19 protein-coding genes are annotated in these 24,442 nt (G+C 69.5%); 6 read left to right on the top strand and 13 right to left on the bottom strand.

Going from position 1 to position 24,442, the window contains the following annotated elements; translation table 11 throughout:
• Window positions 1-21 precede the first annotated feature (21 nt).
• Genes ACIHAO_RS39070 through ACIHAO_RS39060 form a run of 3 tightly spaced genes read right to left on the bottom strand, consistent with a single transcriptional unit; the run spans window position 22 to window position 2,938 of the window.
• Window positions 22-780, bottom strand: coding sequence for an SDR family NAD(P)-dependent oxidoreductase (locus ACIHAO_RS39070; protein ID WP_396566699.1), 759 nt, complete (start codon window positions 778-780; stop codon window positions 22-24).
• A complete protein-coding gene (locus tag ACIHAO_RS39065; protein WP_396566697.1) occupies window positions 777-2,078 on the bottom strand; it encodes an enolase C-terminal domain-like protein in 1,302 nt (433 codons plus the stop codon). Before ACIHAO_RS39065 ends, ACIHAO_RS39070 begins: the two co-directional genes overlap by 4 nt.
• Window positions 2,078-2,938 carry a fumarylacetoacetate hydrolase family protein gene (locus tag ACIHAO_RS39060; RefSeq protein WP_396566695.1) on the bottom strand — a complete coding sequence of 287 codons (861 nt, stop codon included), beginning with the start codon at window positions 2,936-2,938 and terminating at the stop codon, window positions 2,078-2,080. The genes ACIHAO_RS39065 and ACIHAO_RS39060 overlap by 1 nt, the downstream gene beginning before the upstream one ends.
• 230 nt (window positions 2,939-3,168) lie before the next feature.
• On the opposite strand from ACIHAO_RS39060, the gene ACIHAO_RS39055 reads away from it, so the two are divergent.
• Window positions 3,169-4,431 carry a Bcr/CflA family multidrug efflux MFS transporter gene (locus tag ACIHAO_RS39055; RefSeq protein WP_396566693.1) on the top strand — a complete coding sequence of 421 codons (1,263 nt, stop codon included), beginning with the start codon at window positions 3,169-3,171 and terminating at the stop codon, window positions 4,429-4,431.
• A 71-nt stretch (window positions 4,432-4,502) separates the two neighbouring features.
• Here the strand turns inward: ACIHAO_RS39055 and ACIHAO_RS39050 are convergent, their stop codons facing one another.
• The gene (locus tag ACIHAO_RS39050) at window positions 4,503-5,726 is read right to left on the bottom strand and encodes an NAD(P)/FAD-dependent oxidoreductase (protein WP_396566691.1); all 1,224 of its coding nucleotides are present in this window, start codon (window positions 5,724-5,726) and stop codon (window positions 4,503-4,505) included.
• Between the two features lie 197 nt (window positions 5,727-5,923).
• Here ACIHAO_RS39050 and ACIHAO_RS39045 point away from each other — a divergent pair, with 197 nt between their 5' ends.
• From ACIHAO_RS39045 to ACIHAO_RS39035, 3 genes are all read left to right on the top strand, one after another.
• Entirely contained in the window at window positions 5,924-6,142 is a 219-nt protein-coding gene (locus tag ACIHAO_RS39045; protein WP_126733519.1) for a hypothetical protein, read from the top strand.
• A gap of 57 nt (window positions 6,143-6,199) precedes the next feature.
• Entirely contained in the window at window positions 6,200-8,173 is a 1,974-nt protein-coding gene (locus ACIHAO_RS39040) for an SDR family oxidoreductase (protein WP_396566689.1), read from the top strand.
• Between the two features lie 114 nt (window positions 8,174-8,287).
• Window positions 8,288-10,096, top strand: coding sequence for a hypothetical protein (locus ACIHAO_RS39035; RefSeq protein WP_396566687.1), 1,809 nt, complete (start codon window positions 8,288-8,290; stop codon window positions 10,094-10,096).
• Window positions 10,097-10,166: 70 nt separating this feature from the next.
• Here the strand turns inward: ACIHAO_RS39035 and ACIHAO_RS39030 are convergent, their stop codons facing one another.
• Window positions 10,167-11,483, bottom strand: a complete 1,317-nt coding sequence (locus ACIHAO_RS39030) for a PLP-dependent aminotransferase family protein (protein WP_396566769.1) — start codon at window positions 11,481-11,483, stop codon at window positions 10,167-10,169.
• Window positions 11,484-11,611: 128 nt separating this feature from the next.
• Here ACIHAO_RS39030 and ACIHAO_RS39025 point away from each other — a divergent pair, with 128 nt between their 5' ends.
• Both ACIHAO_RS39025 and ACIHAO_RS39020 read left to right on the top strand, forming a co-directional pair.
• Entirely contained in the window at window positions 11,612-12,439 is an 828-nt protein-coding gene (locus tag ACIHAO_RS39025; RefSeq protein ID WP_125786622.1) for an ABC transporter ATP-binding protein, read from the top strand.
• Between the two features lie 75 nt (window positions 12,440-12,514).
• Entirely contained in the window at window positions 12,515-13,171 is a 657-nt protein-coding gene (locus tag ACIHAO_RS39020; RefSeq protein WP_396566685.1) for an O-methyltransferase, read from the top strand.
• A 114-nt stretch (window positions 13,172-13,285) separates the two neighbouring features.
• Here the strand turns inward: ACIHAO_RS39020 and ACIHAO_RS39015 are convergent, their stop codons facing one another.
• The 8 genes from ACIHAO_RS39015 to gcvP all read right to left on the bottom strand — a co-directional run bounded on the left by ACIHAO_RS39015 (window position 13,286) and on the right by gcvP (window position 24,403).
• Window positions 13,286-15,220, bottom strand: coding sequence for a transglycosylase domain-containing protein (locus ACIHAO_RS39015; protein ID WP_396566683.1), 1,935 nt, complete (start codon window positions 15,218-15,220; stop codon window positions 13,286-13,288).
• 386 nt (window positions 15,221-15,606) lie between these two features.
• Complete coding sequence (locus ACIHAO_RS39010; protein ID WP_396566681.1) at window positions 15,607-16,329, bottom strand: FadR/GntR family transcriptional regulator; 723 nt, start codon at window positions 16,327-16,329, stop codon at window positions 15,607-15,609.
• Window positions 16,330-16,418: 89 nt separating this feature from the next.
• Window positions 16,419-17,792: an L-serine ammonia-lyase gene (locus ACIHAO_RS39005; RefSeq protein WP_396566679.1), complete on the bottom strand. Its 1,374-nt coding sequence runs from the start codon at window positions 17,790-17,792 to the stop codon at window positions 16,419-16,421.
• Window positions 17,793-17,808: 16 nt separating this feature from the next.
• Window positions 17,809-18,810 (bottom strand): lipoyl synthase, encoded by a 1,002-nt coding sequence (lipA, locus tag ACIHAO_RS39000; RefSeq protein ID WP_396566677.1) that lies wholly within the window; start codon window positions 18,808-18,810, stop codon window positions 17,809-17,811.
• Window positions 18,807-20,075 carry a serine hydroxymethyltransferase gene (gene glyA / locus ACIHAO_RS38995; protein ID WP_396566675.1) on the bottom strand — a complete coding sequence of 423 codons (1,269 nt, stop codon included), beginning with the start codon at window positions 20,073-20,075 and terminating at the stop codon, window positions 18,807-18,809. The genes lipA and glyA overlap by 4 nt, the downstream gene beginning before the upstream one ends.
• Window position 20,076: 1 nt before the next feature.
• Window positions 20,077-20,454: a glycine cleavage system protein GcvH gene (gene gcvH, locus ACIHAO_RS38990; RefSeq protein WP_016336369.1), complete on the bottom strand. Its 378-nt coding sequence runs from the start codon at window positions 20,452-20,454 to the stop codon at window positions 20,077-20,079.
• Between the two features lie 17 nt (window positions 20,455-20,471).
• Window positions 20,472-21,563, bottom strand: coding sequence for a glycine cleavage system aminomethyltransferase GcvT (gcvT, locus tag ACIHAO_RS38985; RefSeq protein ID WP_396566672.1), 1,092 nt, complete (start codon window positions 21,561-21,563; stop codon window positions 20,472-20,474).
• Window positions 21,564-21,571: 8 nt separating this feature from the next.
• Complete coding sequence (gene gcvP, locus ACIHAO_RS38980) at window positions 21,572-24,403, bottom strand: aminomethyl-transferring glycine dehydrogenase (RefSeq protein WP_396566670.1); 2,832 nt, start codon at window positions 24,401-24,403, stop codon at window positions 21,572-21,574.
• Window positions 24,404-24,442: the final 39 nt, after the last annotated feature.

Genomic DNA, 24,442 nt, shown 5'->3' with positions numbered 1-24,442 from the left:
CTCCTTGATGGCAGCGAAAACCTACTGCTGGACCGGACCGCGCGGACGCAGCCCGTACATCCCTCCGTCGACGGCGAGCGCCGTGCCGGTGGTCGAAGCCGACAGCGGACTGGCGAGGTACACGACGGCGTTCGCGACCTCGTCCGCGGTCACCAGCCTGCCCATCGGCTGGCGGGCGGCCAGCGCGGCCCGTTCGGCCTCCGGGTCGCCCGCGGCGTCGAGCAGCCTGCCGACCCACGGGGTGTCGGCGGTGCCGGGGCAGACGCAGTTGACCCGGATCCGGTCGGCGAGGTGGTCGGTCGCCATCGCCAGGGTCAGCGAGAGCACCGCGCCCTTGCTGGCCGAGTACAGCGCACGGTTCGGCAGGCCCGCCCACGCGGCGATCGAACAGGTGTTGACGATCGCGGCCGACGGCGAGTTCTTCAGATGCGGCAACGCCGCCCGCGCCAGCCGCACCATGCCGACGACGTTGATGTCGAGCACGCGGTGCCATTCGTCGTCGCTGTTGGCGGTGACGTCACCTTGGGCGCCGATCCCCGCGTTGTTGACCAGGACGTCGAGCCTGCCGAAACGCTCCGCGACCGCGTCGATCGCGGACCGGACCTCGTCGCCGGAACCGACGTCGCAGCGGAATCCGGTCAGGCCTTCGGGAAGGTCGCCGGGATTCAGGTCGAGCACCGCGACCTTCGCCCCGCGTGAGGCGAGCAGATCCGCGGTGGCCCTGCCGATTCCCGACGCGCCTCCGGTGACGGCCGCGACGAGGCCTTCGAACTCACTCACTTGCTTGTCTCCGTCCATTCAGGACCGTCGGGGAAGGTGAACCGGCGCAGCGTCGCGTCGTGCATCCGTGCCGAGAAGCCCGGTGCGGACGGTGCGACGTAACGGCCGTCGATCACGGCGGCCGGATCGGTGAAATGCTCGTGGAGGTGGTCGACCCATTCGATGGACCGGTCCACGTCGGAAGCGGACACGGCGACGTAGTCGAACATCGACAGGTGCCGGACGAGTTCACACAGCCCGACGCCGCCGGCGTGCGGGCACACCGGAACCCCGAATTTGGCCGCCAGCAACAGGATCGCCAGGTTCTCGGTGAACCCGCCGACCCTGGCGGCGTCCAGCTGCAGCACCGAGATCGCGCCCGCCTGCAGCAGCTGCTTGAACATCACGCGGTTCTGGACGTGCTCACCGGTGGCCACCCGGATCGGGGCGAGCGCCTTGGCGATCGCGGCGTGCCCGAGCACGTCGTCCGGCGAAGTGGGCTCCTCGATCCAGTACGGGTCGTACGGCGCCAGCGCGGTCATCCAGGTGATCGCGGTCGAAACGTCCCAGCGCTGGTTCGCGTCGACGGCGACCCGGATATCCGGGCCGACGGTCTCGCGGGCGAGTTTCAGCCGGCGGACGTCGTCCTCGAGATTGCCGCCGACCTTCAGTTTGATCATCTCGAAGCCGTCCGCGACCGCCTGTTCGGCGAGCCGGACGAGTTTCGCGTCCGAGTAGCCGAGCCAGCCGGGGGAAGTGCTGTACGCGCGGTACCCGGCACGCTCGATCCGGGCGATCCGCTCCGCACGGCCGGGTTCGGCGGCGCGAAGGATGTCGAGTGCTTCCTGCTCGGTCAGCGCGTCGGACAGGTAGCGGAAGTCGACGAGGGAGACGAGTTCCTCCGGCGACATCTCGGCGGCGAACCGCCAGACCGGGAGTCCGGCGATGCGCGCGGCGAGGTCCCAGGCGGCGTTGACCACCGCGCCGATCGCCATGTGCGCGACACCCTTTTCCGGGCCGAGCCACCGCAGTTGCGAGTCGCCGACCAGTGCCCTCGACAGGTCACCGAGCGCGGCGGCACCGGTGGGCACGTCCCTGCCGACGACGTGCGGTTCCAGCGCGCGGATCGCCGCGGCCTGGACGTCGTTGCCGCGGCCGATGGTGAAGGCGAGCCCGTAGCCGTCCGGGCCGCCGTCGGTGTGCAGCACGACGTACGCGGCCGAGTAGTCCGGGTCCGGGTTCATGGCGTCCGAACCGTCCAGCTCCCGGGAGGTCGGGAAGCGGACGTCGAGCACCTCCATGCCCACGATCTTCGCCATCACGCCTGCCTGACGGTCTGGCGCTGGCGGCCGAGGCCGTCGATCTCGAGCTCGATGACGTCCCCTTCGCGCAGATACGGCTTGGGGTCCGGCTGGCCGAGGGCGACGCCCTGGGGAGTGCCGGTGTTGATGAGGTCGCCGGGGCGCAGCACCATGAACTGGCTCAGGTAGTGCACGATCTCGGCGACCGCGAAGATCATGTCCTTCGTCGACGAGTCCTGCTTCTTCTCGCCGTTGACCCACAACCGGAGGCCGAGGACCTGCGGGTCGGCCACCTCGTCGGCGGTGACCAGCCACGGGCCGAGCGGGTTGAAGTTCTCGCACGACTTGCCCTTGTCCCACTGGCCGCCGCGTTCGAGCTGGAACTCGCGCTCGGAAACGTCGTTCGAGACGGTGTAGCCGGCGACGTACTCAAGGGCTTCTTCGACGCTTTCGAGGTAGCGCGCGGTCTTGCCGATGACGACGCCGAGCTCGACCTCCCAGTCGGTCTTGGTCGAACCGCGCGGCACGAGCACGTCGTCCTCCGGGCCGACGACGACGTCGGAAGCCTTCATGAAGACGACCGGTTCGGCCGGTACGGCGGCGCCGGACTCCTCGGCGTGCTGCCGGTAGTTGAGGCCGATGCAGACGACCTTGCCCGGCCGCGCGATCGGCGCGCCCACCCTGGCCCGCGCGGCTTCGGGACCGGCTTCGGGCAGCTCACCGGCGGCCAGCGCGGCCGCGACCCTGGCGACACCGTCACTCGCGAAGAAGCCGCCATCGATGTCGGCGGTCAGCGCCGAGAGGTCGCGCAGCGTGCCGTCTCCAGCACGTACGAACGGACGCTCACTTCCCGGCTCCCCGAGACGCAACAGCTGCACGGATTTTCCCTTCCGGCCGAACCGCCAACAATCAACGGCTCCAACAGCAACGAACAGACATCCGATGTATACCCGACTACCTTCGACCAGATCTAGAGGTCGCCTCGATTTTCCTCGAAAATTGATCGGATCAGTCTTGCGAAGTCCGAGTGGCAAGACTCACACCGGGAATAGTTACCTACTCTAAGCAAGTTGTTGTCCGCGGAACCATCCCTGGGGAGAGGAAGAGCATGACCATCGCGCCCGAGCGAGTGGAAGAGTCCGTCGTGCGACCGAACATGACCGGCCGCGCCCGGTTCGTCCTGATCCTCGGCGGCCTGTCCGCCTTCGGGCCCCTGTCCATCGACATGTACCTGCCCGCGCTGCCGCAGATGGCGGGGGAACTGCGCGCGGCGGACGCGACCGTCCAGCTGACACTGAGCGCGTTCATCATCGGGCTCGCCCTCGGCCAGCTGGTCCTCGGACCGCTGTCCGACGCCATCGGCCGCCGCAAACCGCTCGTGGCCGGGCTCGCCCTCTACCTGGTCGGCTCGATCCTGTGCGCCGTCGCCCCGACCGCCGAACTGCTCATCGCCGCCCGCGGTGTCCAGGCCTTCGGCGCGGCCGCGGGCATCGTGATCGCCAGGGCGACCGTACGCGACCTCTACTCCGGCACCGCGATGACGAAGTTCTTCTCGCTGCTCATGCTGGTCAACGGGCTCGCCCCGATCCTGGCGCCGATCATCGGCGGCCAGATTTTGAACTGGACCTCGTGGCGCGGCGTGTTCGTCTGCCTGACCGTGTTCGGCGCGATCCTGCTCGCCGTCGTCTTCTTCCTGCTGCCGGAACCCCTGCCGGAGGAACGCCGCACGCCCGCGCGATTCGGCTCGGTGATGCGGAAGTACGCGAGCCTGCTCCGCGACCGTAGCTTCCTCGGTTACGCGCTGGCCTCCGGCTTGATGTTCGGCAGCCTGTTCGCCTACATCTCCGGTTCGTCCTTCGCCCTGCAAGGCGTCTACGGCCTGAGCCCGCAGGCGTACAGCCTGGTGTTCGGGCTCAACGGCATCGGCATCGTGGCCGTCGGCCAGCTGAACGGGCGTATCGTCGGCCGCTTCCCGGAACGGACCCTGCTGACCGTCGGCCTCGTCATCGCGGCGGTCGCCGGCTTCGGTGTACTGGCCGCGGCGATGCTGGACCTCGGCCTGATCGGGCTGCTGATCCCGCTGTTCATCCTGGTGTCGAGCATCGGCATGGTGGCGCCGAACGCGAGCTCGCTCGCGCTGGCCGAGCAGGCGCGGTCCGCCGGTTCGGCGTCGGCGCTGCTGGGCGTGCTGCAGTTCGTCGTCGGCGGACTGGCGACACCGCTGGTCGGGCTGGGCGGCGCGGGCACCGCCGTACCGATGGGGATCACGATGGCGGCCTTCGGCGTTCTCGCGCTGCTGGCCTTCGGGACCATGACGCGGCCTTCGCGTGCTTCGCGGGCCTTGGTCGCTGTCGCCGCCCAGGAGGCCTAAGCTCCCGCAGAGCGCAATGAAGGGGCCTTTCATAGCAAAATTTGCAATGAAAGGCCCCTTCATTGCACAGGTCAAACCAGCGACTTGAGGTCAGCCGTCCTCAACTGTTCCGCCGTCACCGCCGCGCGTCCCTCCACGAGAGCCTTCAACGCGTCCCCGTCGTCCCATTGGTTGACGTTCATCGCGGCGGTCACCTGCCCGTCCCGCAGCCAGAACGCCGTGAAGTCCCGCCCCGCGAGGTCGCCCCGCACCACGAGTTCGTCACTTTCGGGGTCGGCGAGGCCCCGGTATTCGCAGCCAAGGTCGTACTGATCCGAAAAGAAATAGGGACTCCGCAGGTACGGCTCGTTCTCTCCCAGCAGGTTCCCGGCGACGTGCTCGCCCTGCCATTTCGCGTTCGACCAGTGTTCGACGCGGACGCGTTTTCCGTAGCGCGGGTGGAAATGCGCGGCGATGTCGCCGATCGCGTAGACGTCGGGCGCCGCCGTCCGGAGGCCGGCGTCGGCGCAGACACCGCCGTCGTCGGACAGTTCCAGCCCGGCGGCGTGCGCGAGGTCGACCCGCGGCGCGGCGCCGACGGCCACCAGCACGACGTCCGCGGGAAGCTCGTCACCGCTCCGCAAACGTACGCCGGTCACCCCGTCCGGGCCGCCGGTGAACCCGGCGACACCTTCACCCAGCCGCCAGTTCACGCCGTGCTCCGTGTGCAGCTCCTTGAAGACCCCGGACACCTGGTCGCCCAGCACCGCGAGCAGCGGTGAGCCGACCTGGTCGACCACGGTCACCTCGGCGCCGTGTTCCCTGGCGGCCGCCGCGGCCTCGGTCCCGATCCAGCCCGCGCCGACGATCACCACCCGTCCGGCGTCCTTGAACGCCGAACGCAGCGCCAGCGCGTCGTCGAGGGTGCGCAGGGTCCGCAGTCCCGGCAGGTCCCCGCCGGGCACCGGCAGCGATCGCGGCCGGGAACCGGTCGCGAGCACGAGGCGGTCGAAGCGGTGTTCGCCGCCCGCGTCGTCGAGCACATGCCGCGCGCCGAGTTCGATCTTGGTCGCGGTCGCGCCGCTCTTGAACGCGATGTCCTTCTCTTCGTAGAAACCCGCGTCGTGCACCCAGTCGGGTTCGTCGGTGTTGCCCATCAGGAGCCCTTTGGACAAGGGCGGCAGTTCGTACGGGCGATGCGTGTCGGTACCGAGCAGCAGGATCTCGCCCGGGTAGCCGCGTTCTCGCAGTGTCCCGGCGGCCGTCGCGCCCGCGAGACCGGCCCCGACGATGACGATTTTCCTGGGTTCGGACATCCATGACCTCCCAAGCAGTCCCTTCCCGAGGACGCTACTCCCGTTCGTCCTCGTCCGGTCTAGCGAAACCGGAAGTCGATCACGATCCGCAGGATCGGTTAACCCATCAGTAGGAATGTCGGGTAATCCGCGTCACGGCCCCGAAACCGCCCCGTCCCAGCCTCGGACGAGAAAGGGAGACCATGGGATACGGGAGGATGAGGACGTTGGCACCGCGGGACGAATGGTCGGTCGGCTGCCGGGATCTCGCGGGCAGGCGCAGGGACGTGACGGTGTTCGTGAGCAGCGACAAGATCGTGCTCGTGGCGCCGCCCGGCGAGGCCGCCGTGCTCGGGCCGCTGGACGTGGGGCGCCTGCGCGCCGCGCTCCGCGACGCCGTGGTCGCGGTGGCCGAACATCCGGATCACCATGAATGACAACTACCGTTCCTACTTCTGAGTAGGTAGAGTCGGCCCCTTCGGAAGGAGCCGGCCATGACCACCTACTTCGTGACGGGCGCGACGGGTTTCCTGGGCAAACGCCTGGTCGCGCGCCTACTACGGCGACCTGAGACCGTAGCCGTCCATGTTCTCGTGAGGGAGACCTCACGCGGGAAGCTCCCGAGCCACGAGAAGCTCGTTCCCGTCACCGGCGATCTGACCGAACCCTCGCTGGGCATCGATCCCGCCCGCGTGGGGCCACTCGACCACGTCGTGCACCTCGGCGCGATCTACGACCTCACCGCGGGCGAAGCGGCGAACCGCGCGGCCAACGTCGACGGCACCCGCAACGTCCTGGAGTTCGCCGCCGCCGCGAAGGCCGGGCTCTTCCACCACGTCTCGTCGATCGCGGTCGCCGGAAAATACGCCGGGCGTTTCACCGAGGCCGACTTCGACCTCGGCCAGAGCTTCGCGTCGCCGTACCACGCGACGAAGTTCGAGGCCGAGAAACTCGTGCGACGGCACGGGAAAACGCCGTTCCGCGTGTACCGGCCGTCCGCCGTGGCCGGTGATTCGCGCACCGGCGAGATGGACAAGATCGACGGCCCGTACTACTTCCTCCCCGCGATCTCGCGGCTCGCCACGCTGCCCCGCCGTCTCCCGCTGGCCGCCCCGGATCTCGGTGCCACGAACATCGTGCCGGTCGACTACGTCGTCGAAGCGATGGAACACCTCATGCACGTCGACGCCCCCGGTGGCAGCACGTACCACCTCGCGTCGCCTCGGCCACAACCACTGCACGAGGTCTACAACGCCTTCGCGCGGGCCGCGGGCGCGCCGAAGATCTCCGCCGTCCTTCCCCCTCGTCCGTCCGGAGCGTTGAAGCGCGCGGGAAGCCGGCTGGCGAAATCCGCGGCGGCCGGTTTCGACCGCGTTCCCGGCGGCCGGTCGGCCCGCGCGGCCGTACTGACCGAACTCGGCATCCCGCTCGAAGTCCTGCCCCATCTGAGCATGGAGGTCGACTTCGACACGACCGCGACCACGGCCGCGCTCGAAGGCAGCGGGATCACCTTGCCCCCGTTGAAGGAGTACGCCGGGCCGCTCTATCGATACTGGCTCGAGCATCTGGACCCCGATCGCGGCCGCCGCCGTCCGGGCCCGGAACCGCTCGACGGCCGCAAGGTGCTGATCACCGGTGCCTCGTCGGGCATCGGGCGCGCGTCCGCGCTGGCCGTCGCCGCGAAGGGCGGCGAAGTGATCCTCGTGGCCAGGCGCGCCGACGAACTCGAAGAGGTCCGCGAGCAGATCGTCGCGGCGGGCGGGAAGGCGTCGGCGTATCCGTGCGACCTCACCGACGGCGGCGCGGTCGACGCACTGGTCAAGGACGTGCTCGCCGCGCACGGCGCCGTCGACATGCTGGTCAACAACGCGGGCCGCTCGATCCGGCGCTCGCTTTCGCTGTCCACCGAACGGTTCCACGACTTCGAACGCACCATGGCGATCAACTACTTCGGCCCCGTGCGGCTGACGCTCGGCCTGCTGCCGTCGATGACCGCGCGCGGGTTCGGCCACGTCGTCAACGTGACCACCCAAGGACTCCAGACCGACACCCCGCGGTTTTCCGCTTACCTGGCCTCGAAGGCCGCGCTGGAGGAGTTCGGGCTGACCGCCGGGCGGGAAACGCTTTCCGACGGCGTCACCTTCACCTCCGTCCGGATGCCGCTGGTGCGCACCGACATGATCGCGCCGACCGGGTCCTATCGCGGTATGCCGTCGAGCTCTCCCGAACGCGCCGCCGCGCTCGTGGTGAAGGCACTGGAGAAACGGCCCGAGATCCTGAACCTGCCCGAGGGCACGGCCGCCGAACTGGTGACGCTCGTCGCACCCAGGACGGCGCGTTTCTTCGCACATCTCGTCTACCGCGCGATGCCCGAATCCGCGCCGGAATCCCGTGGCCTGCCCCGGAAGGCTCCGCTCGCCTCGGTGGCGGGCGCGGTCACCAGGCTGGTCTGGCGCCGCCGTCCCTGACGTCCTCGCCGCCGGGCTCGATCGGGGGACGCCCCCGGCCGCTACCATCGGTTTCCGATACGCCGGGGGGTCGGCGGACTCGGGCCGAGGCAGGACGAGGAGGGAAGGGGCAGTGTGGACGTCGCCAGTCCCCCGCTGACGACCGGACCGGACACCGGGGTGGTACGTCCGTCCAGGACAGTGCTGCGGCTTTCCCTGCACGCGGCGTGGGTGCTCGCGCTCGCCGTCGCCACCGAACTCCGGGTGGGGCGCTTCGGTTTCCACCCGTCGGACCAGGGTTTCATCCTCGCCCAGGCCTGGCGCGTGCGGCACGGAGAGGTCCCGCACTCCGACATCATCTCCGCACGGCCACTGGGTTCGGCGTACCTGCACATCGTCGACTTCGTGCTGCCCGGGCCGCTGTTCTTCGTCTCCAGCGTGCTCAGCATGCTGGAGATCATCCTGGCGACCATCGCGTTCGCCGTACTGGTCACCCGCCGCCGCGTCCGCGACTGGGGGCCGGGGCTCACCGGGCTGACGGCGGCCGCGTCGCTGCTGAACCTCAACGCCTTCCCGCTGATGGCCTGGCACACGATCGACGGGATCTTCCTCACCGCCTGCGGTGCCTGGGCGCTGGATTCGGGGCTGCGCAACGGGAAGGCGTGGCCACGGCGGCTCGGCCTGGTGCTGCTGGGCACCGCGGTGTTCGTCAAACAGAGTTTCGCGCCGGTGCCGCTGATCGCGTTGTGCTGGTTGCTGCTGCACCCGTCGCTGCGGGAAGGCGCGTTCCGCACCGGCCGCTGGTGGGGGCGCCTGGCCTGGGATCTGCTGGCGCTGGGTGCTTTCCTGGTGTTCTACCTCGGAATCGTCACGGTCGACGGCGGGCTCGGCGCGATGGCCGAGCAGCTCACCGGCGGCCTTCCCGCGTACGGCGAGCGACTTCTCGGTCTGTGGCTGGAAAATCCCGAGACCCTGCTGCTGCCGCCGGTGCGGGGCCTGACCTTCTTCGCGATCGCCGGGGTGCTTCTGGCCCTGCTCGCGGTCTTCCGCGAACGCGCCGGATTCGCCGGGGCGATCCTCGCGCGGCTACTGCTCCTGGCGGGGGTGGCGGTGGTGGTCGGCACCGTCGTGGATGGACACTTCACCGGTGCGTCGCGCTGGGCGGACGTCCTCTGGTGGATCCTCGGTGTCGCGCTGCTGGTGAACTGGGCGGCGAAACGGCGGTTCCCGCGAATGGGCGCGCTCGTCTTCGCGACCGGCTTCATGACCAGCCTGTCCTGGGGGAACGACACCCCGACGTTGTTCACCGGAACGCTGGCGCTGACGGCGATCCTGGAACTGTCGGACGCGCTGCCCCCGCTGCCGGATCCGCCTCGCCGGATCGCCTTGGCAGGCGCCACCGCGATGGGCCTGGTCGCGGTGCTGGCGTCGGGCTGGGCCGTGGTCGTGCACCACGACGAAGCCGCGTATCTCGACATGGCGCGCGAGAAACTGACCGGTGACCTCGGCACGGTGACGCCGTCGATGCGCGGCATCCGGACGAACCCTGGCACTTTCACCTACATCGCCCAGATCCAGGACTGCGTCACGCGCCATCCCGCGGGGCGCACGGCGGTCCTGCCCGACAACCCGTTCGTCTATCCCGCCTTCGGCCTGCGCAACCCGTTCCCGCTGGAATGGCCGCTGCCGCTGGAGATCGTCGCCGACGCACCGCAACGCATGCTCGCGAGGGCCGACGAACTCAACCGCGAAGGCGACTACCTGGTGCTGTTCCAGACCGTGAGCATGCCGGTCCTGGCCAAGGGCGGCCCGGTGCCCGCCGAGGTCACGGGCGACGCGCCGATCTTCGACTACCTCGGGCTGGAGAACGCGCTGCGGTCGCGGCTCACCGGCCAGACCGTCACGTGCGGCAGCTTCGTCGGCAAGTGGGCACCCCGCCCCTGACGCAATTCGTCACCTACTTGCGATGGTCGCACGCGCCACGTAGCGCGAGTAGGTGACGAATTGCGGTGGGTTACTCGACGCCGGCGTCCTCAGGGCGGCCGGAAGCGAGACCGGCGAGGACGTCCAACGCGGCCGCGAGAGTTTCGAGGGGTGGCGACGAGACGGCGAGGCGCACCGCGTTCGGGGCGTGGCCGGGGACGACGGCGAACGCGGCCGCCGGGGTGACCGCGATCCCGCGCCGCGCGGCCGCGGCGACGAAGGTCTCGGCGCGCCAGTGTTCGGGTAGTTCCCACCAGCAGTGGTACGCCTGGGGATCGGCGCGCACCGTGAAGCCGGCCAGCCGCGCCGCCGTCACCCGCTGACGTTCGGCGGCGTCGAGCCGTTTCGCCCGTTCGACGGTCTCCAGGGTGCCGCCGGTGATCCACCGGGTGGCGGCTTCGACGGCGAGCGTCGGCGCGACCCAGCCGCCCGAGCGCACGGCCGCGGCCAGCCGTTCCGTCCATTCCGCCGGGACGGCGAGGAATCCGGTGGTCAGCCCCGGGGCGAGCCGTTTCGACATGCTGTCGGTGAACACGGTGCGTTCCGGCGCGTACGCCGCGAAGGGGCGGATCTCGGGCCGGAGGAAGGTGTAGATCCCGTCCTCGATCACCGGGATGTCCATCCGCCGCACGGTTTCCGCCAGCTCGACCCGCCGCGCTTCGTCCATTGTGGACCCCAGCGGATTGTGCAGTGTCGGCTGGACGTACAGCGCGCGGACGGACGCGGCTTCGAGCGCCTCGGGAATGAGCCCCATGTCGTCGGTCTCGATGGGCACCAACTGGACGCCGAGCCGTCCGGCGAGCGCCTTGACCACCGGGTACGTGATGGCTTCGACGGCGAGCCGTTCCCCCATCGGCACGAAGGCGGCGATGGCGGCCGCGATGGCCTGACGCCCGCTGCCGGCGAAGAGGATCTCCGGAGCCCAGCCGTCCTTCGCGAACAGGCCGGCGGCGGCATCCCGCGCCTGCTTCGAGCCGAACACGCTCCCCGGCCGCAGCGCCGCGGTCAGGACGTCTTCCCGCAGCAACGACTCCAGCGCCTTCCCGACCAGCGCCGTTTGCTCGGGCAGGACGGCGAAGTTGAGTTCGAGGTCGACGGTCGCGCCACCCGGTTCGGCGAGCGCGGTCTCCAGCGGCGGCCTCCCTGCGCGGACGAACGTCCCGCGGCCGACCTCGCCGACCACGACACCTCTCCGGACGAGTTCGCCGTAGACCCTGGCGGCGGTCGAGTTGGCGATCCCGCGTTCGCGGGCGAACCGCCGCTGCGGGGGCAGCCGGTCACCCGGGCGGAGCCTGCCCGCCTCGACGTCGGCGGAGATCTCGTCCGCGACTATCCGGTAGTCCTCCATGCCGTCCTTCGATCGCACCGAGTGCATTCAGGGGATTGCACTGGGGATGATGCCATCGAAGACCGTTGTGAGCCGACTGCGACCTACGGAACACCACAACGGCGGAGTCCTAGGTTAGCCTAACCTGCGTGGAGACCGTGGAAACCCTCACCGAGCAGAGCACGACGTCCCGCCTGCACGCGGACGCGCTGACGCTCGCCTACGACGGCCGGACCGTGGCCCAGGACCTCGGGGTGGTCATCCCCGACCGGTCGTTCACCGTCATCGTCGGCCCGAACGCCTGCGGCAAGACGACCCTGCTGCGCGCGCTCGCGCGGATGCTCAAACCCCGCCAGGGTTCGGTGTTCCTCGACGGCCAGGTGATCAGCTCGTTCCCGGCCAAGGAGGTCGCCCGGCGGCTCGGCCTGCTGCCGCAGAGCTCGATCGCGCCCGACGGCATCACCGTCGCGGACCTCGTCGCGCGCGGCCGGTACCCGCATCAGCGGCTGCTGCGCCAGTGGTCCCGCGAGGACGCCACCGTGGTCGCGGAATCCATGCGCGCCACCGGGGTCGACGACCTCGCCGAGCGGCTGGTCGACGAACTGTCGGGCGGCCAGCGGCAGCGTGTGTGGATGGCGATGGCGCTCGCCCAGGAGACCGATCTCCTCCTGCTCGACGAGCCGACGACCTATCTGGACATCGCACACCAGATGGACATCCTCGACCTGTGCGCGCAACTGCACCAGGAGCAGGGCCGGACGCTGGTCGCGGTGCTGCACGACCTCAACCACGCCGCCCGGTACGCGACGCACATGATCGCGATGCGGGACGGAGAGGTACTGGCGACGGGCGCGCCCGAGGAGGTCGTCACCGCCGCCAACGTCGAAAAGATCTTCGAGCTGCCCTGCCGCGTCATGCCGTGCCCCGAGACCGGGACTCCGCTGGTGATCCCGAAAGCCGGGCGCCGCGCCGCCTGAGATTCGTCCGGACGGCCGCCCCGATGGACGCTTTCGTGATCGGCGGACGGCATTAGGTTTGCCCGGGGAGGTTCCATGACTCAGGAAATCTGGTCCAAGGTCGACGAATACATCTTCGACGCGCTCATTCCGGCCGACCGCACCCTCGACGAGGCTCTTCTCGCCTCGGACGAGGCCGGGATGCCGCCCATCGCCGTCGCCCCCAACCAGGGCAAACTGCTCCATCTGCTGGCGAAGATGATCGGCGCCCGCTCGATACTGGAGATCGGCACGCTCGGCGGCTACAGCACCATCTGGCTCGCCCGCGCCCTGCCACCGGAAGGGCGTCTCGTGACGCTCGAGTACTACCCGAAATTCGCCGAGGTCGCGCGGAAGAGCATCGACGCCGCCGGTGTCGGCGAGCGCGTGGACATCCGGATCGGGGAAGCGCTGGACCTGTTGCCCGGAGTCGAGGGACCGCTCGACCTGACGTTCATCGACGCGGACCGGGTCAACAATCCGGCCTACTTCGAGGCGGCACTGAAGCTGACCAGGCCGGGCGGCGTGATCGTGATCGACAACGTCGTCCGCGCCGGGGCGGTGGCCGACCCGGCGAACACCTCCGACGAGATCGAAGGACTCCGGCGGATGCACGAACTGATCGCCGCCGAACCGCGGGTCGACGCGACCGCGTTGCAGACCGTCGGCAAGAAGGGGTACGACGGCCTGACGATCGTCCTGGTGACGTCCTAGCGGGCGGCCGTCACGCGTGATCAGGCGGACGACACGGTGCCGTCCGCCTGATCACGTGTGTCGTCCGTCCAGTCACACGTGTCGTCCGTTCAGTCACGCGAGACCGCCCTGGCGTCAGCGCGGGCGGGGTGCCGCCGTGGTCGCGGGGACCGGCCATCGCACCGGCAGTCCCTGGTGGAAGCCGGTCATGAAGCGCTGCCACATCTCGGCCGGGATCGTCCTGCCGGTCAGCTTCTCCCCGGCGGCGTCCCGCATCCGGCGTGGCTCGTCGGAGCCGACCCAGACCGCGGTCGCGAGCTGGGGCGTGTACCCGACCGCCCAGCCGCCCGCGTTGTCGTCCGTCTCGTTGTACCGGAAGTCGCCGGTCTTCAGCGCCGCCGGACGGTCTTTCAGCCCGGTGGTCAGCACCTGGCTGATCGTGCCCGCGACCCGGCGGCTCAGCGCCTCGTCGCCCTTGAACGCGGGGGTCCTGTCCGAGGGCCGTTCCCAGACGATCTCACCCTTCTCGTCCCGGATCTTCGACACCAGATGCGGGGTGGCGCGCATGCCGTCCGCGGCGAACGTCGCGTAGGCACCGGCCATGTCGCTGGGCCGCAAGGGATACCGGCCGACCGCGATCCCGGGGCCGATCAGGAACCCGTCCTTTTCGCGCAGGGTGACGGCGCCGTCGATGGCCTCGGGAATCCCGGCCGCGCGGGCGCCGTTCCGGACCGTTTCCGCGCCGAGTTTCTTCGCCAGGTCGACGAAGGGGCCCTGCGCGTCGCGGCCCATCGCCTCACGAAGCGTGCATTTGCCGGTCTCGCCGCACTGGTCCTGGAACTTGAAGGTCTCGCCGAGGAAGTCGACCTGCGCGGGCGCCTTCAGCGGTTCGTCCACGTCGACGCCTTGTTCGAGTCCGGCGGCGAGGGTGAACGGCTGGAAGGCCGCGCCCGTGCCGTACGGGGTGCCGGCGTAGTCGTGCACGCTCCAGCCGCCGCCGTTGTAGGCGCGGATGGCGCCGGTCCCCGGTTCGACGGCGACGAGCGACGCGCGGAAGTGCTCCGGCTGCCCCTGCAACCGCTCCTTGACCGCTTTCTCGGCTTCTGCCTGGGCACGCGGATCGATGGTCGTCTCGACCCTCATCGCGCCGCCACGAAGCCGGTCCAGCGGGTAGCCGACCTGCTCCAGCTCGGCCAGGACCTGCTGCTTGACGTGGTACTTCTCGTAGGTGACGCGACCGGCGCGGGTCTCCGACGGCGCCTGGATCGCGTCCTCCGGATAGGTCATGCCGACCGCTTCGGCCTGACTGACGTAACCCCGCGCGACGAGCTTGTTCACCACGTAGGTCCAGCGCTTCATGGCGTGCTCGTGGGTGGAGGCGTACGGGTCGTGCACCGACGGCGACTGGATCATGCCGGCGAGGAAGGCCGCCTCGCTCCAGGTCATCGAGTCGTCGAGTTTGCGGCCGAAGTAGGCGTTCATCGCCGACGCCGGGCCGTAGGTGCCGCGGCCGAACGAGATGATGTTGATGTAGCTCTCGAAGATCTCTTTCTTGGTCTGCTGCTGGGTGATCTTCGTGGCGAGCACCAGTTCGGAGAACTTGCGGGTGAGGGTGGCGTCCTCGTTGCCGGTGGATTTCTTGATGTACTGCTGCGTGATCCCCGAGCCGCCGCCGACACCGGTCACCAGCGCGCGGCCGAGTCCGGTGAGATCGAAGCCCTCGTTGTCCCAGAAGGTCGGGTCCTCGGTCGCGACGATCGCGTCGCGCAGCTTCGCGGGGATGGCGTCGTAGGGCACGAACAGCCGGTCGCCGCCGGGCGGGATCACCTTGAGCAGTTCGGAACCGTCCGCGTTCTGCAGGACGACGGTCTTGTCAAGCCCGGCGAGCACCTCCTCCGGGCTGCGGACGTCGAGCAGGACGTACGCGATCCCGAACGTGACCACCGGGATGCCGACGAGCAGGCCGAGCGTCCAGGCGGCGATCCGGCGCCACCTGCGCTTCTTCCCTTTCGGCTCGGGGGTGGCCGTGGTCTCCGACTCGGGTGCGACTGACTCATCCGGGTTCTCCACGCCAGCTAAGACGCCCGAACGAGTGAAAAGGTTGTGGGAAAATCACCGGACCGTGTCCGGGCCTCCGCATTTCGTCACCTACTTGCGGTAGTTGGCATCGCGAACCACCGCAAGTAGGTGCCGAATTGCGGGGAGGCGTGGGTGGAATCGGGTCAAACCCGAATCGCCGCTCAAGACCTACCTGCGGGAATCGCGAAGGTGCCGTTCGCCGCTCGCGCTGTGCCCCCAATGCGGCATTGGGGGCGCTGAGCGTCTCCAATGCCACATTGGGGGCATGCCCGGCCAGCCGCCCGACCGTCCGGGCCTCCGCATTTCGTCACCTACTTGCGGTAGTTGGCATCGCGAACCACCGCAAGTAGGTGACGAATTGCGGAGGGTGGACGGGATCAGGCGAGGAACGCGCGAAGCAGTGAAGCCGTCCCTTCGACGTGCTCCGTCATCGCGCGGCGGGCCCCCTCCGGATCACCGGCGAGGATCGCGTCGACGATGGCCTCGTGCTGGGCGTTGGAGTGCTCCAGATTCGGTTCGAGCAGCGGGATCATGTCGAGCAGCTGGTTGACCCGCATCCGCGCGCCTGCCATCGCCGTGGTCAGCGAGCCGGACGCGGTGACCTCGGCGATCGCCAGGTGCAGCCGCGAATCCTTGCGCCGGTAATCGCCGACGTCGGCCGCCGCCGCCTCGGCGAGTGTGCTGGTCAGATGCTGCCGGTCGGCCGGGCTGAGGGACCGCGAAGCCGCCATCTCGGCGGCGCCGGTTTCCAGGACGTGCCGCAGGCCCAGGGCGTCTTCCAAGGTGGCGTTGTCGACCTTCCGCCCGTCGGCGGCGGGCGGGTCGGGCAGGACGTCGTTGACGAAGGTGCCGCCGTAACGGCCGCGCCGCGACTCGACGTAGCCCGCGTCGGACAGCGCGCGGATGGCCTCGCGCAGCGTCACCCGGCTGACCCCGAGCCGCTCGGCGAGCTCACGCTCCGACGGCAGCCGCTCCCCCGCGCCCACCACGCCGAGCCGGATCGCCTGGAGCAGCCGTTCGACGGTCTCCTCGAAGGCGTTGCCCGCGCGCACCGGGCGGAACAGCGCGTCACCCGCGTTCGCGACCGTGCTCGACTCCACCCTTCGAGTTTAGGCGGCCCGCAATTCGGCACCTGGTTGCGGTACTTGCGCACGCATACATCGCAAGCAGGTGCCGAATTGCGGAGCCGTCAGCATTCGATGACGTTCACGGCGAGGCCGCCCCGCGAGGTCTCCTTGTACTTCACGCTCATGTCGGCGCCGGTCTCACGCATCGTCTTGATCGCCTTGTCCAGCGTCACGATGTGCGAACCGTCGCCGCGCATCGCCATCCGCGCGGCGTGGATCGCCTTGGAAGCGCCGACGGCGTTGCGCTCGATGCACGGGATCTGCACCAGCCCGCCGACCGGGTCGCAGGTCAGCCCCAGGTGGTGTTCGACGCCGATCTCGGCGGCGTTCTCCACCTGCGCGGGCGAGCCGCCGAGGACCTCCGTGAGCCCGGCGGCGGCCATCGCGCTGGCCGAACCGACCTCGCCCTGGCAGCCGACCTCGGCGCCCGAGATCGAGCCCGTCTGCTTGAGGATCGAGCCGATCGCGCCCGCAGTGAGCATGAACGTCACGATGCCGTCGTCCGACGAGCCTCGGATGAACCGCTGGTAGTAGTGCAGAACGGCCGGGATGATCCCCGCCGCGCCGTTGGTCGGCGCGGTGACGACGCGGCCGCCCGCGGCGTTCTCCTCGTTGACCGCGAGCGCGTACAGGCTCACCCAGTCCATCGCGTACAGCGGGTCGCCGACGCCGTCCTCGGCGAGCAGCTTCTCGTGCAACGCCCTCGCGCGGCGCGGCACCTTCAGCCCGCCGGGCAGGACGCCCTCGTGCTCGCAGCCGTTGCGCACGCATTCCGCCATGACCTGCCAGATCTCCAGCAGACCTTCGCGGATCTCCTCGCGCGTGCGCCAGGAGAGTTCGTTGCGCAGCATGATCTCGCTGATCGGCAGCCCGGTGTCCTCGCAGTGCTTCAGCAGATCCGCGCCGGTGCGGAACGGGAATTCCAGCCGCGTCGAGTCCTCGACGACGACGGTGTCGGTCTCGTAGGACTCATCGCGCACGAACCCGCCGCCGACCGAGTAGTAGGTCCGCTCGCGCAGCACCTTCCCGTCGGCGTCGAACGCGCGGAAGATCATCCCGTTCGGATGCGCCGGCAACGACTTCCGCCGGTGCATGGTCAGGTCGGTGTCCTCGGTGAACACGACCTCGTGGTCACCGCGCAGCTTCAGCAGACAGGATTCGCGGATCTCCGCGATCTTGCCTGCCACCGTGTCGGTGTCGATCTCCTCCGGACGCTCCCCGGACAGCCCGAGCAGCACGGCCTTGTCGCTGCCGTGCCCGAACCCGGTCGCGCCGAGCGAGCCGAAAAGCTCGCTCTGGACACGCGTCGTGGCCGTCAGGTCACCGTCCGCGGCCAGACCGTCCACAAAGGTCAGTGCCGCCCGCATCGGGCCCACCGTATGGGAGCTGGAGGGGCCGATGCCGATCGAAAACAGGTCGAAGACGCTGATCGCCATTGATCTGCCCTCCTTCCTATCTGGCCAGCAGTGAGCTGGCTTCTTGGGCCGCGGGCCCTTCGGCGGCGAGATGGGCCAAGTTCTCCGACAGCTCTTCGCCGCGGTGGGCCTTCGTCTGGGCGAAAAGGCGACCGGCCCGATACGACGAGCGTACGAGCGGCCCGGCCATCACGCCGGCGAAGCCCATCGCCTCGGCGGCGTTCGAGTGCTCGACGAACTCCTCCGGCTTCACCCACCGGTCCACCGGATGATGCCGAGGCGAAGGCCGCAGGTACTGGGTGATCGTCAAGATCTCGCAGCCCGCGTCGACCAGGTCCTTCATCGCCGGAGCCACCTCCTCCGGAGTCTCTCCCATGCCCAAGATCAAATTCGACTTCGTCACCAGACCGGCCTCACGGGCCCGAGTGATCACTTCGAGCGACCGCGCGTACCGGAAACCCGGCCGGATCCGCTTGAAGATCCGCGGGACCGTCTCCACGTTGTGCGCGAGCACCTCGGGCCGCGAACCGAACACCTCGGCCAGCTGATCCGGATCCGCGTTGAAGTCCGGGATCAACAGCTCCACACCGGTACCCGGGTTCAACGCGTGAATCTGCCGGACGGTTTCAGCGTACAGCCACGCGCCGCCGTCTTCGAGGTCGTCACGCGCCACACCGGTCACCGTCGAGTAGCGCAACCCCATGGCCTGCACCGACTCCGCCACCTTGCGCGGCTCGGTCGTGTCCAGCGCCGCCGGCTTGCCGGTGTCGATCTGGCAGAAGTCACACCGGCGCGTGCACTGGTCCCCACCGATCAGGAACGTGGCCTCACGGTCTTCCCAGCATTCGTAGATGTTGGGACAACCGGCCTCCTCACACACGGTGTGGAGGCCTTCACGCTTGACCAGGCCCTTGAGCTCGGTGAACTCGGGGCCCATCCGCGCGCGCGTCTTGATCCACGGCGGCTTCTTCTCGATCGGGGTCTGCGCGTTGCGGACTTCGAGCCGGAGAAGTTTGCGCCCCTCGGGGACCGCGCTCATCGGTTGAGGTCCGCGTACAGCGGGTGCTTCTTGGCCAGCAGTTCCACCCTGGCGGACAGCGACCGGCGCAGGTCCTCGTCGAAGTCGGGGCGCAGCGCCTCGGCGATGATGTCGCCGACCTCGGCGAAGTCCTCGGCGCCGAAGCCGCGGGTCGCCAGCGCCGGGGTGCCGATGCGCAGGCCCGAGGTGATCATCGGCGGGCGCGGGTCGAACGGGACGGCGTTGCGGTTGACCGTGATGCCGACCGAGTGCAGCCGGTCCTCGGCCTGCTGACCGTCCAAAGTGGAGTTGACCAGATCGACGAGCACCAGGTGCACGTCGGTGCCGCCGGTCAGCACGCGGACGCCCGCTTCGGCGCAGTCCGTGCGCGAGAGGCGGTCGGCCAGGATCTTCGCGCCTTCGAGCACACGCTGCTGACGCTCGCGGAACTCCTCGCTCGCGGCGATCTTGAGCGCGACGGCCTTGGCGGCGATGACGTGCTCCAGCGGACCGCCCTGCTGACCGGGGAACACCGCCGAGTTGATCTTCTTGGCGAGTTCCTGGCGGCACAGGATGATGCCGCCGCGCGGACCGCCGAGGGTCTTGTGCGTGGTCGTGGTGACGATGTCCGCGTAGGGCACCGGGCTCGGGTGCAGGCCCGCGGCGACGAGACCGGCGAAGTGCGCCATGTCGACCATGACCTTCGCGCCGACCTCGTCGGCGATGCGGCGGAACTCGGCGAAGTCGAGCTGACGCGGGTACGCCGACCAGCCGGCGATGATCAGCTTCGGCTTGTGCTCCTTGGCGAGGCGCTCGATCTCCTCGACGTCGACGATCCCGGTCTCCTTGTCGACGTGGTAGGCGACGACGTTGTAGAGCTTGCCGGAAAAGTTGATCTTCATCCCGTGCGTCAGGTGCCCGCCGTGGGCGAGGTCGAGACCGAGGATGGTGTCGCCGGGGTTGAGCACCGCGACCATGGCGGCGGCGTTGGCCTGCGCGCCCGAATGCGGCTGGACGTTGGCGTGCTCGGCGCCGAACAGGGCCTTCGCACGGTCGATCGCCAGCTGTTCGATGACGTCGACGTGCTCGCAACCGCCGTAGTAGCGGCGGCCGGGGTACCCCTCGGCGTACTTGTTGGTCAGCACCGAACCCTGTGCCTCGAGCACGCCCACCGGGGCGAAGTTCTCCGAGGCGATCATCTCCAGGGTCGACTGCTGCCGGTCGAGTTCGGCGGCGACGGCCGTGGCGACCTCGGGGTCCACTTCGGACAGGGCAGCGTTGAACATCTCAGTTCTCCTGGGTCAGGACGGCGTACGCCTGGGCGTCGAGCAGGGCGGGCACGTCGCCGGACAGACGCACCTTCAGGAGCCATCCTTCGGCGTACGGGTCCGAGTTGATGAGCTCGGGGGTGTCCGTTGTGGCCTCGTTCACCTCGACGACCTCGCCGTCCACGGGCGCGTACAGCTCGCTGACCGACTTGGTCGACTCGACCTCGCCGAACACCTCGCCCGCGGTGACGGTGTCGCCGACCGAGGGAAGCTGGACGAACACGATGTCACCGAGCGACTCGGCGGCGAAGGCGGTGATGCCCACGGTGGCGACGCCGTCGGCGACGTTCAGCCACTCGTGTTCCTTCGTGTACTTCAGGTCCTGGGGGATGCTCATGGTTGCGAAAGGGCCTTTCAGGCGCGGGAGTAGAAGGGCAGGGCGACGACCTCGACGGGCTCGATGCGGCCCCGGATGTCGACGGAAAGCTCGGTGCCGGGCTCGGAGTGCTCCCGGTCCACGTAGGCCATGGCGATCGGGTAACCCAGGGTCGGCGACAGGGCACCGCTGGTGACCTCGCCGATCTCGGTCTCGCCCGCCAGGACGGTGTAGCCGTGGCGCGGGGCGCGGCGGCCGGAGCCCTTGAGCCCCACGCGCACCCGGGGAACGTCCTTCTTGGACAGCTCCTCGAGCGCGGCCTTGCCGACGAAGTCGCCGGGCTTCTCGAACTTGACGACGCGGCCGAGACCGGCTTCGAACGGGCTCAGCTGGAGGCTGAGTTCGTTGCCGTACAACGGCATCCCGGCTTCGAGGCGCAGGGTGTCGCGGCAGGCGAGGCCGGCCGGGAGCAGGCCGTGCGGCTCGCCCGCGTCGGTCAGGATGCGCCAGACGGCGGGGGCCTCACCGGCCGGGACGTACAGCTCGAAGCCGTCCTCGCCGGTGTAGCCGGTGCGGGCGAGCAGGACGTCGTGACCCTTCACGACGGCCGGGACGCTCGCGTAGTACTTGAGCGCGCCGAGGTCGGCGTCGGTGACGGCGCCGAGGATCTCGACGGCCTTCGGGCCCTGGACGGCGATCAGCGCGACGTCCTCGGACTTGTTCTCGACGACGGCGTCGAAGCCGGAGACCCGCTCGGCCAGTGCCTCCGCGACCACGGAGGCGTTGCCCGCGTTGGCCACGACCAGGAACTTCTCGTCCTCGAGGCGGTAGACGACCAGATCGTCCAGCACGCCGCCGTTCTCGTCGCAGATCATCGTGTAGCGCGCCCGGCCCGGCTTGACGCCGGACAGGTTGCCGACCAGCGCGAAGTCGAGGGTGTCGGCCGCCTGCGGACCGGTCACCTCGATCTCGGCCATGTGGGAGAGGTCGAACAGGCCCGCGGTCTCGCGGACCGCCTTGTGCTCCGCCAGTTCGCTGCTGTAGCGGATCGGCATCGACCAGCCCGCGAAGTCGGTGAACAACGCACCCAGTCCTTTGTGGACTCCGTGCAGGGACGTCTCTTTCGACATCAAGTGCCTCAGTTCTCGTAGGCGTTGAGCGGCGGGCAGGAGCAGACGAGGTTACGGTCCCCGCGCGCACCGTCGATGCGGCGCACCGGAGGCCAGTACTTGGCCTTGCGATTAACTCCGGCGGGGTACACCGCCAGTTCGCGGTCATACGGCAGGTCCCAGTCGCCGACCAGGGTTTCGGCGGTGTGGGGAGCGTTGCGCAGCGGGCTGTTGTCCGCGGCCCAACGGCCCTGCGCGACGGCGTCGATCTCCGCGCGGATGGCGATCATCGCGTCGCAGAAGCGGTCGATCTCGCCGAGGTCCTCGGATTCGGTCGGCTCGACCATCAGCGTGCCCGCGACCGGGAACGACATGGTCGGCGCGTGGAAGCCGTAGTCGATCAGGCGCTTCGCGACGTCGTCGACGCTGACGCCGGTCTCCTTGGTGAGCCCGCGCAGGTCGAGGATGCACTCGTGCGCGACCAGGCCGTCCTGGCCGGTGTACAGCACCGGGTAGTGCTGGTTGAGGCGTTTGGCCACGTAGTTCGCGGCGAGGACCGCGACCTGCGTCGCGGCGGTGAGCCCGCCCGCTCCCATCATGCGGACGTACGCCCACGAGATCGGCAGGATCGACGCGGAACCGAAGGGAGCCGCGCTGATCGGGCCGACACCGGTCTCGGGGCCCGCCTTCGCCAGCATCGGGTGGTTCGGCAGGTACGGCGCGAGGTGCGCGCGGACCGCGACCGGGCCGACGCCGGGGCCGCCACCACCGTGCGGGATGCAGAAGGTCTTGTGCAGGTTCAGGTGCGAGACGTCGCCGCCGAACTCGCCCGGCTTGGCGAGACCGAGCAGGGCGTTGAGGTTCGCGCCGTCGACGTAGACCTGGCCGCCCGCGTCGTGGACGATCTTGGCCAGCTCGTCGATGCCGTGCTCGTACACGCCGTGCGTGGACGGGTACGTGACCATGATCGCGGACAGCGTCTCGCGGTTGGCCTCGACCTTGGCCCGCAGGTCTTCGAGGTCGACGTTGCCCTCGTCGGTGCACTTGACCACGACGACGCGCATGCCCGCCATGACCGCGGAGGCGGCGTTCGTGCCGTGCGCGGACGACGGGATCAGGCAGACCTCGCGTTCGGTCTGACCGTTGGCGTGGTGGTACGCGCGGATCGCGAGCAGACCGGCGAGCTCACCCTGGCTGCCCGCGTTCGGCTGCAGCGACACCTTGTCGTAGCCGGTGACCTCGGCCAGCCAGCCGGCCAGCTGCTCGACGAGGACGTGGTAGCCCTCGGCGTCCTCGGCCGGGGCGAACGGGTGGATCCCCGCGAACTCGCGCCAGCTGATCGGCTCCATCTCGGTGGTGGCGTTCAGCTTCATCGTGCAGGAGCCGAGCGGGATCATGCCGCGGTCCAGCGCGTAGTCGAGGTCGGACAGGCTGCGCAGGTACCGCAGCATCGCGGTCTCGGAGCGGTGCGAGTGGAAGACCTCGTGCGTGAGGTACTCGCTCTCACGGTGCAAACCGGCGGGCAGCGCCTGGGCGCTTTCGGCCTCGTTCTCGACACCGAACGCGTTGAGCACCTTGGCGATGATCGCGGGCGTGGTGACCTCGTCGACGGCGACGCGGACGTGGTCGGCGTCGACCGGGCCGAGGTTGATCCCGTGCTCGCGCGCGACCGCGACGACCGCTTCGGCCTGTCCGGGCATGCGGGCGAGGACGGTGTCGAAGAACCCCTCGTGGACGACCTCGACACCTGCCGCGCGGAGGGCGTCCGCCAGGCCCGAGGCGAGCTCGTGGACGCGGGTCGCGATGCGCTTGAGGCCATCGGGGCCGTGGTAGACCGCGTACATCGCGGCGAGCACAGCGGGCAGCACCTGCGCGGTGCAGATGTTGGACGTCGCCTTCTCGCGGCGGATGTGCTGCTCGCGGGTCTGCAGGGCGAGGCGGTACGCGGGGTTGCCGTCGGCGTCGACCGAGACCCCGACCAGGCGGCCCGGCAGCGAACGCTCGAGCCCGGCGCGGACGGCCATGTATCCGGCGTGCGGCCCGCCGTAACCGAGCGGGACGCCGAAGCGCTGGGTCGAACCGGCGGCGATGTCGGCGCCGAACTCACCCGGCGCGGTGATCAGCGTGAGGGCGAGCAGGTCGGCGGCGACGGTGTACAGCGCGCCGGCGGCCTTCGCGGTCTCGGAGATGGCGGAGTAGAAGCCCGCGCCGCGCAGCACGCCGGAAGCACCCGGGTACTGGACGACGACGCCGAAGAACTCGTCCGGCAGACCGGTGAGCAGGTCGCGGACCTCGACCTCGACGCCCATGGCCTCGGCGCGGGTGCGGACGACGGCGATGGTCTGCGGCAGACACTCGGCGTCGAGGACGACCTTGTTCGACTTCGCCTTCGACGCGCGGCGCATCAGCATGACGGCCTCGGCGACCGCGGTGGACTCGTCGAGCAGGGAGGCGTTCGCGGTGGCGAGACCGGCCAGCTCGGAGACCATGGTCTGGAAGTTGAGGAGGGCTTCGAGACGGCCCTGCGAGATCTCCGGCTGATACGGCGTGTACGCCGTGTACCAGGCCGGGTTCTCCAGCACGTTGCGGCGGATGACCGCCGGGGTGACCGTGTCGTGGAAGCCGAGGCCGATCATCTGCGTCATCGGCTTGTTGAGCGCGGCGAGCGCGCGAAGCTCGGCGATGGCGTCCTCTTCGGACGCGGCGGGGGGAAGTTCGAGGTCACGCGTGACCCGGATCGCGGACGGCACCGCGGCCTGCACCAGGGCGTCGAGGCTGCCGTAGCCGACCTCGGCGAGCATCTTGGCCTGCTCGGACTCCGAGGGGCCGATGTGCCGGTCGTCGAAGGACGTACTGGTCAAGGGAGCTCCTTGGGTCAGGCGCCGGATAGACCGGTGCGC

This window comes from Amycolatopsis sp. NPDC052450 (assembly GCF_044547565.1).
Lineage (GTDB): Bacteria > Actinomycetota > Actinomycetes > Mycobacteriales > Pseudonocardiaceae > Amycolatopsis.
This window is presented reverse-complemented; position numbering and strand designations above follow the sequence as displayed.

Coding starts and splice junctions, on each gene's coding strand:
- ACIHAO_RS39040 (WP_396566689.1), top strand. CDS start 6,200: ATGACCACCTACTTCGTGACGGGCGCGACGGGTTTCCTGGGCAAACGC.
- gcvT (WP_396566672.1), bottom strand. CDS start 21,563: ATGTCGAAAGAGACGTCCCTGCACGGAGTCCACAAAGGACTGGGTGCG.
- lipA (WP_396566677.1), bottom strand. CDS start 18,810: ATGAGCGCGGTCCCCGAGGGGCGCAAACTTCTCCGGCTCGAAGTCCGC.
- glyA (WP_396566675.1), bottom strand. CDS start 20,075: ATGTTCAACGCTGCCCTGTCCGAAGTGGACCCCGAGGTCGCCACGGCC.
- ACIHAO_RS39045 (WP_126733519.1), top strand. CDS start 5,924: ATGAGGACGTTGGCACCGCGGGACGAATGGTCGGTCGGCTGCCGGGAT.
- ACIHAO_RS39030 (WP_396566769.1), bottom strand. CDS start 11,483: ATGGAGGACTACCGGATAGTCGCGGACGAGATCTCCGCCGACGTCGAG.
- ACIHAO_RS39050 (WP_396566691.1), bottom strand. CDS start 5,726: ATGTCCGAACCCAGGAAAATCGTCATCGTCGGGGCCGGTCTCGCGGGC.
- ACIHAO_RS39065 (WP_396566697.1), bottom strand. CDS start 2,078: ATGGCGAAGATCGTGGGCATGGAGGTGCTCGACGTCCGCTTCCCGACC.
- gcvH (WP_016336369.1), bottom strand. CDS start 20,454: ATGAGCATCCCCCAGGACCTGAAGTACACGAAGGAACACGAGTGGCTG.
- ACIHAO_RS39020 (WP_396566685.1), top strand. CDS start 12,515: ATGACTCAGGAAATCTGGTCCAAGGTCGACGAATACATCTTCGACGCG.
- ACIHAO_RS39055 (WP_396566693.1), top strand. CDS start 3,169: ATGACCATCGCGCCCGAGCGAGTGGAAGAGTCCGTCGTGCGACCGAAC.
- ACIHAO_RS39005 (WP_396566679.1), bottom strand. CDS start 17,792: ATGGCGATCAGCGTCTTCGACCTGTTTTCGATCGGCATCGGCCCCTCC.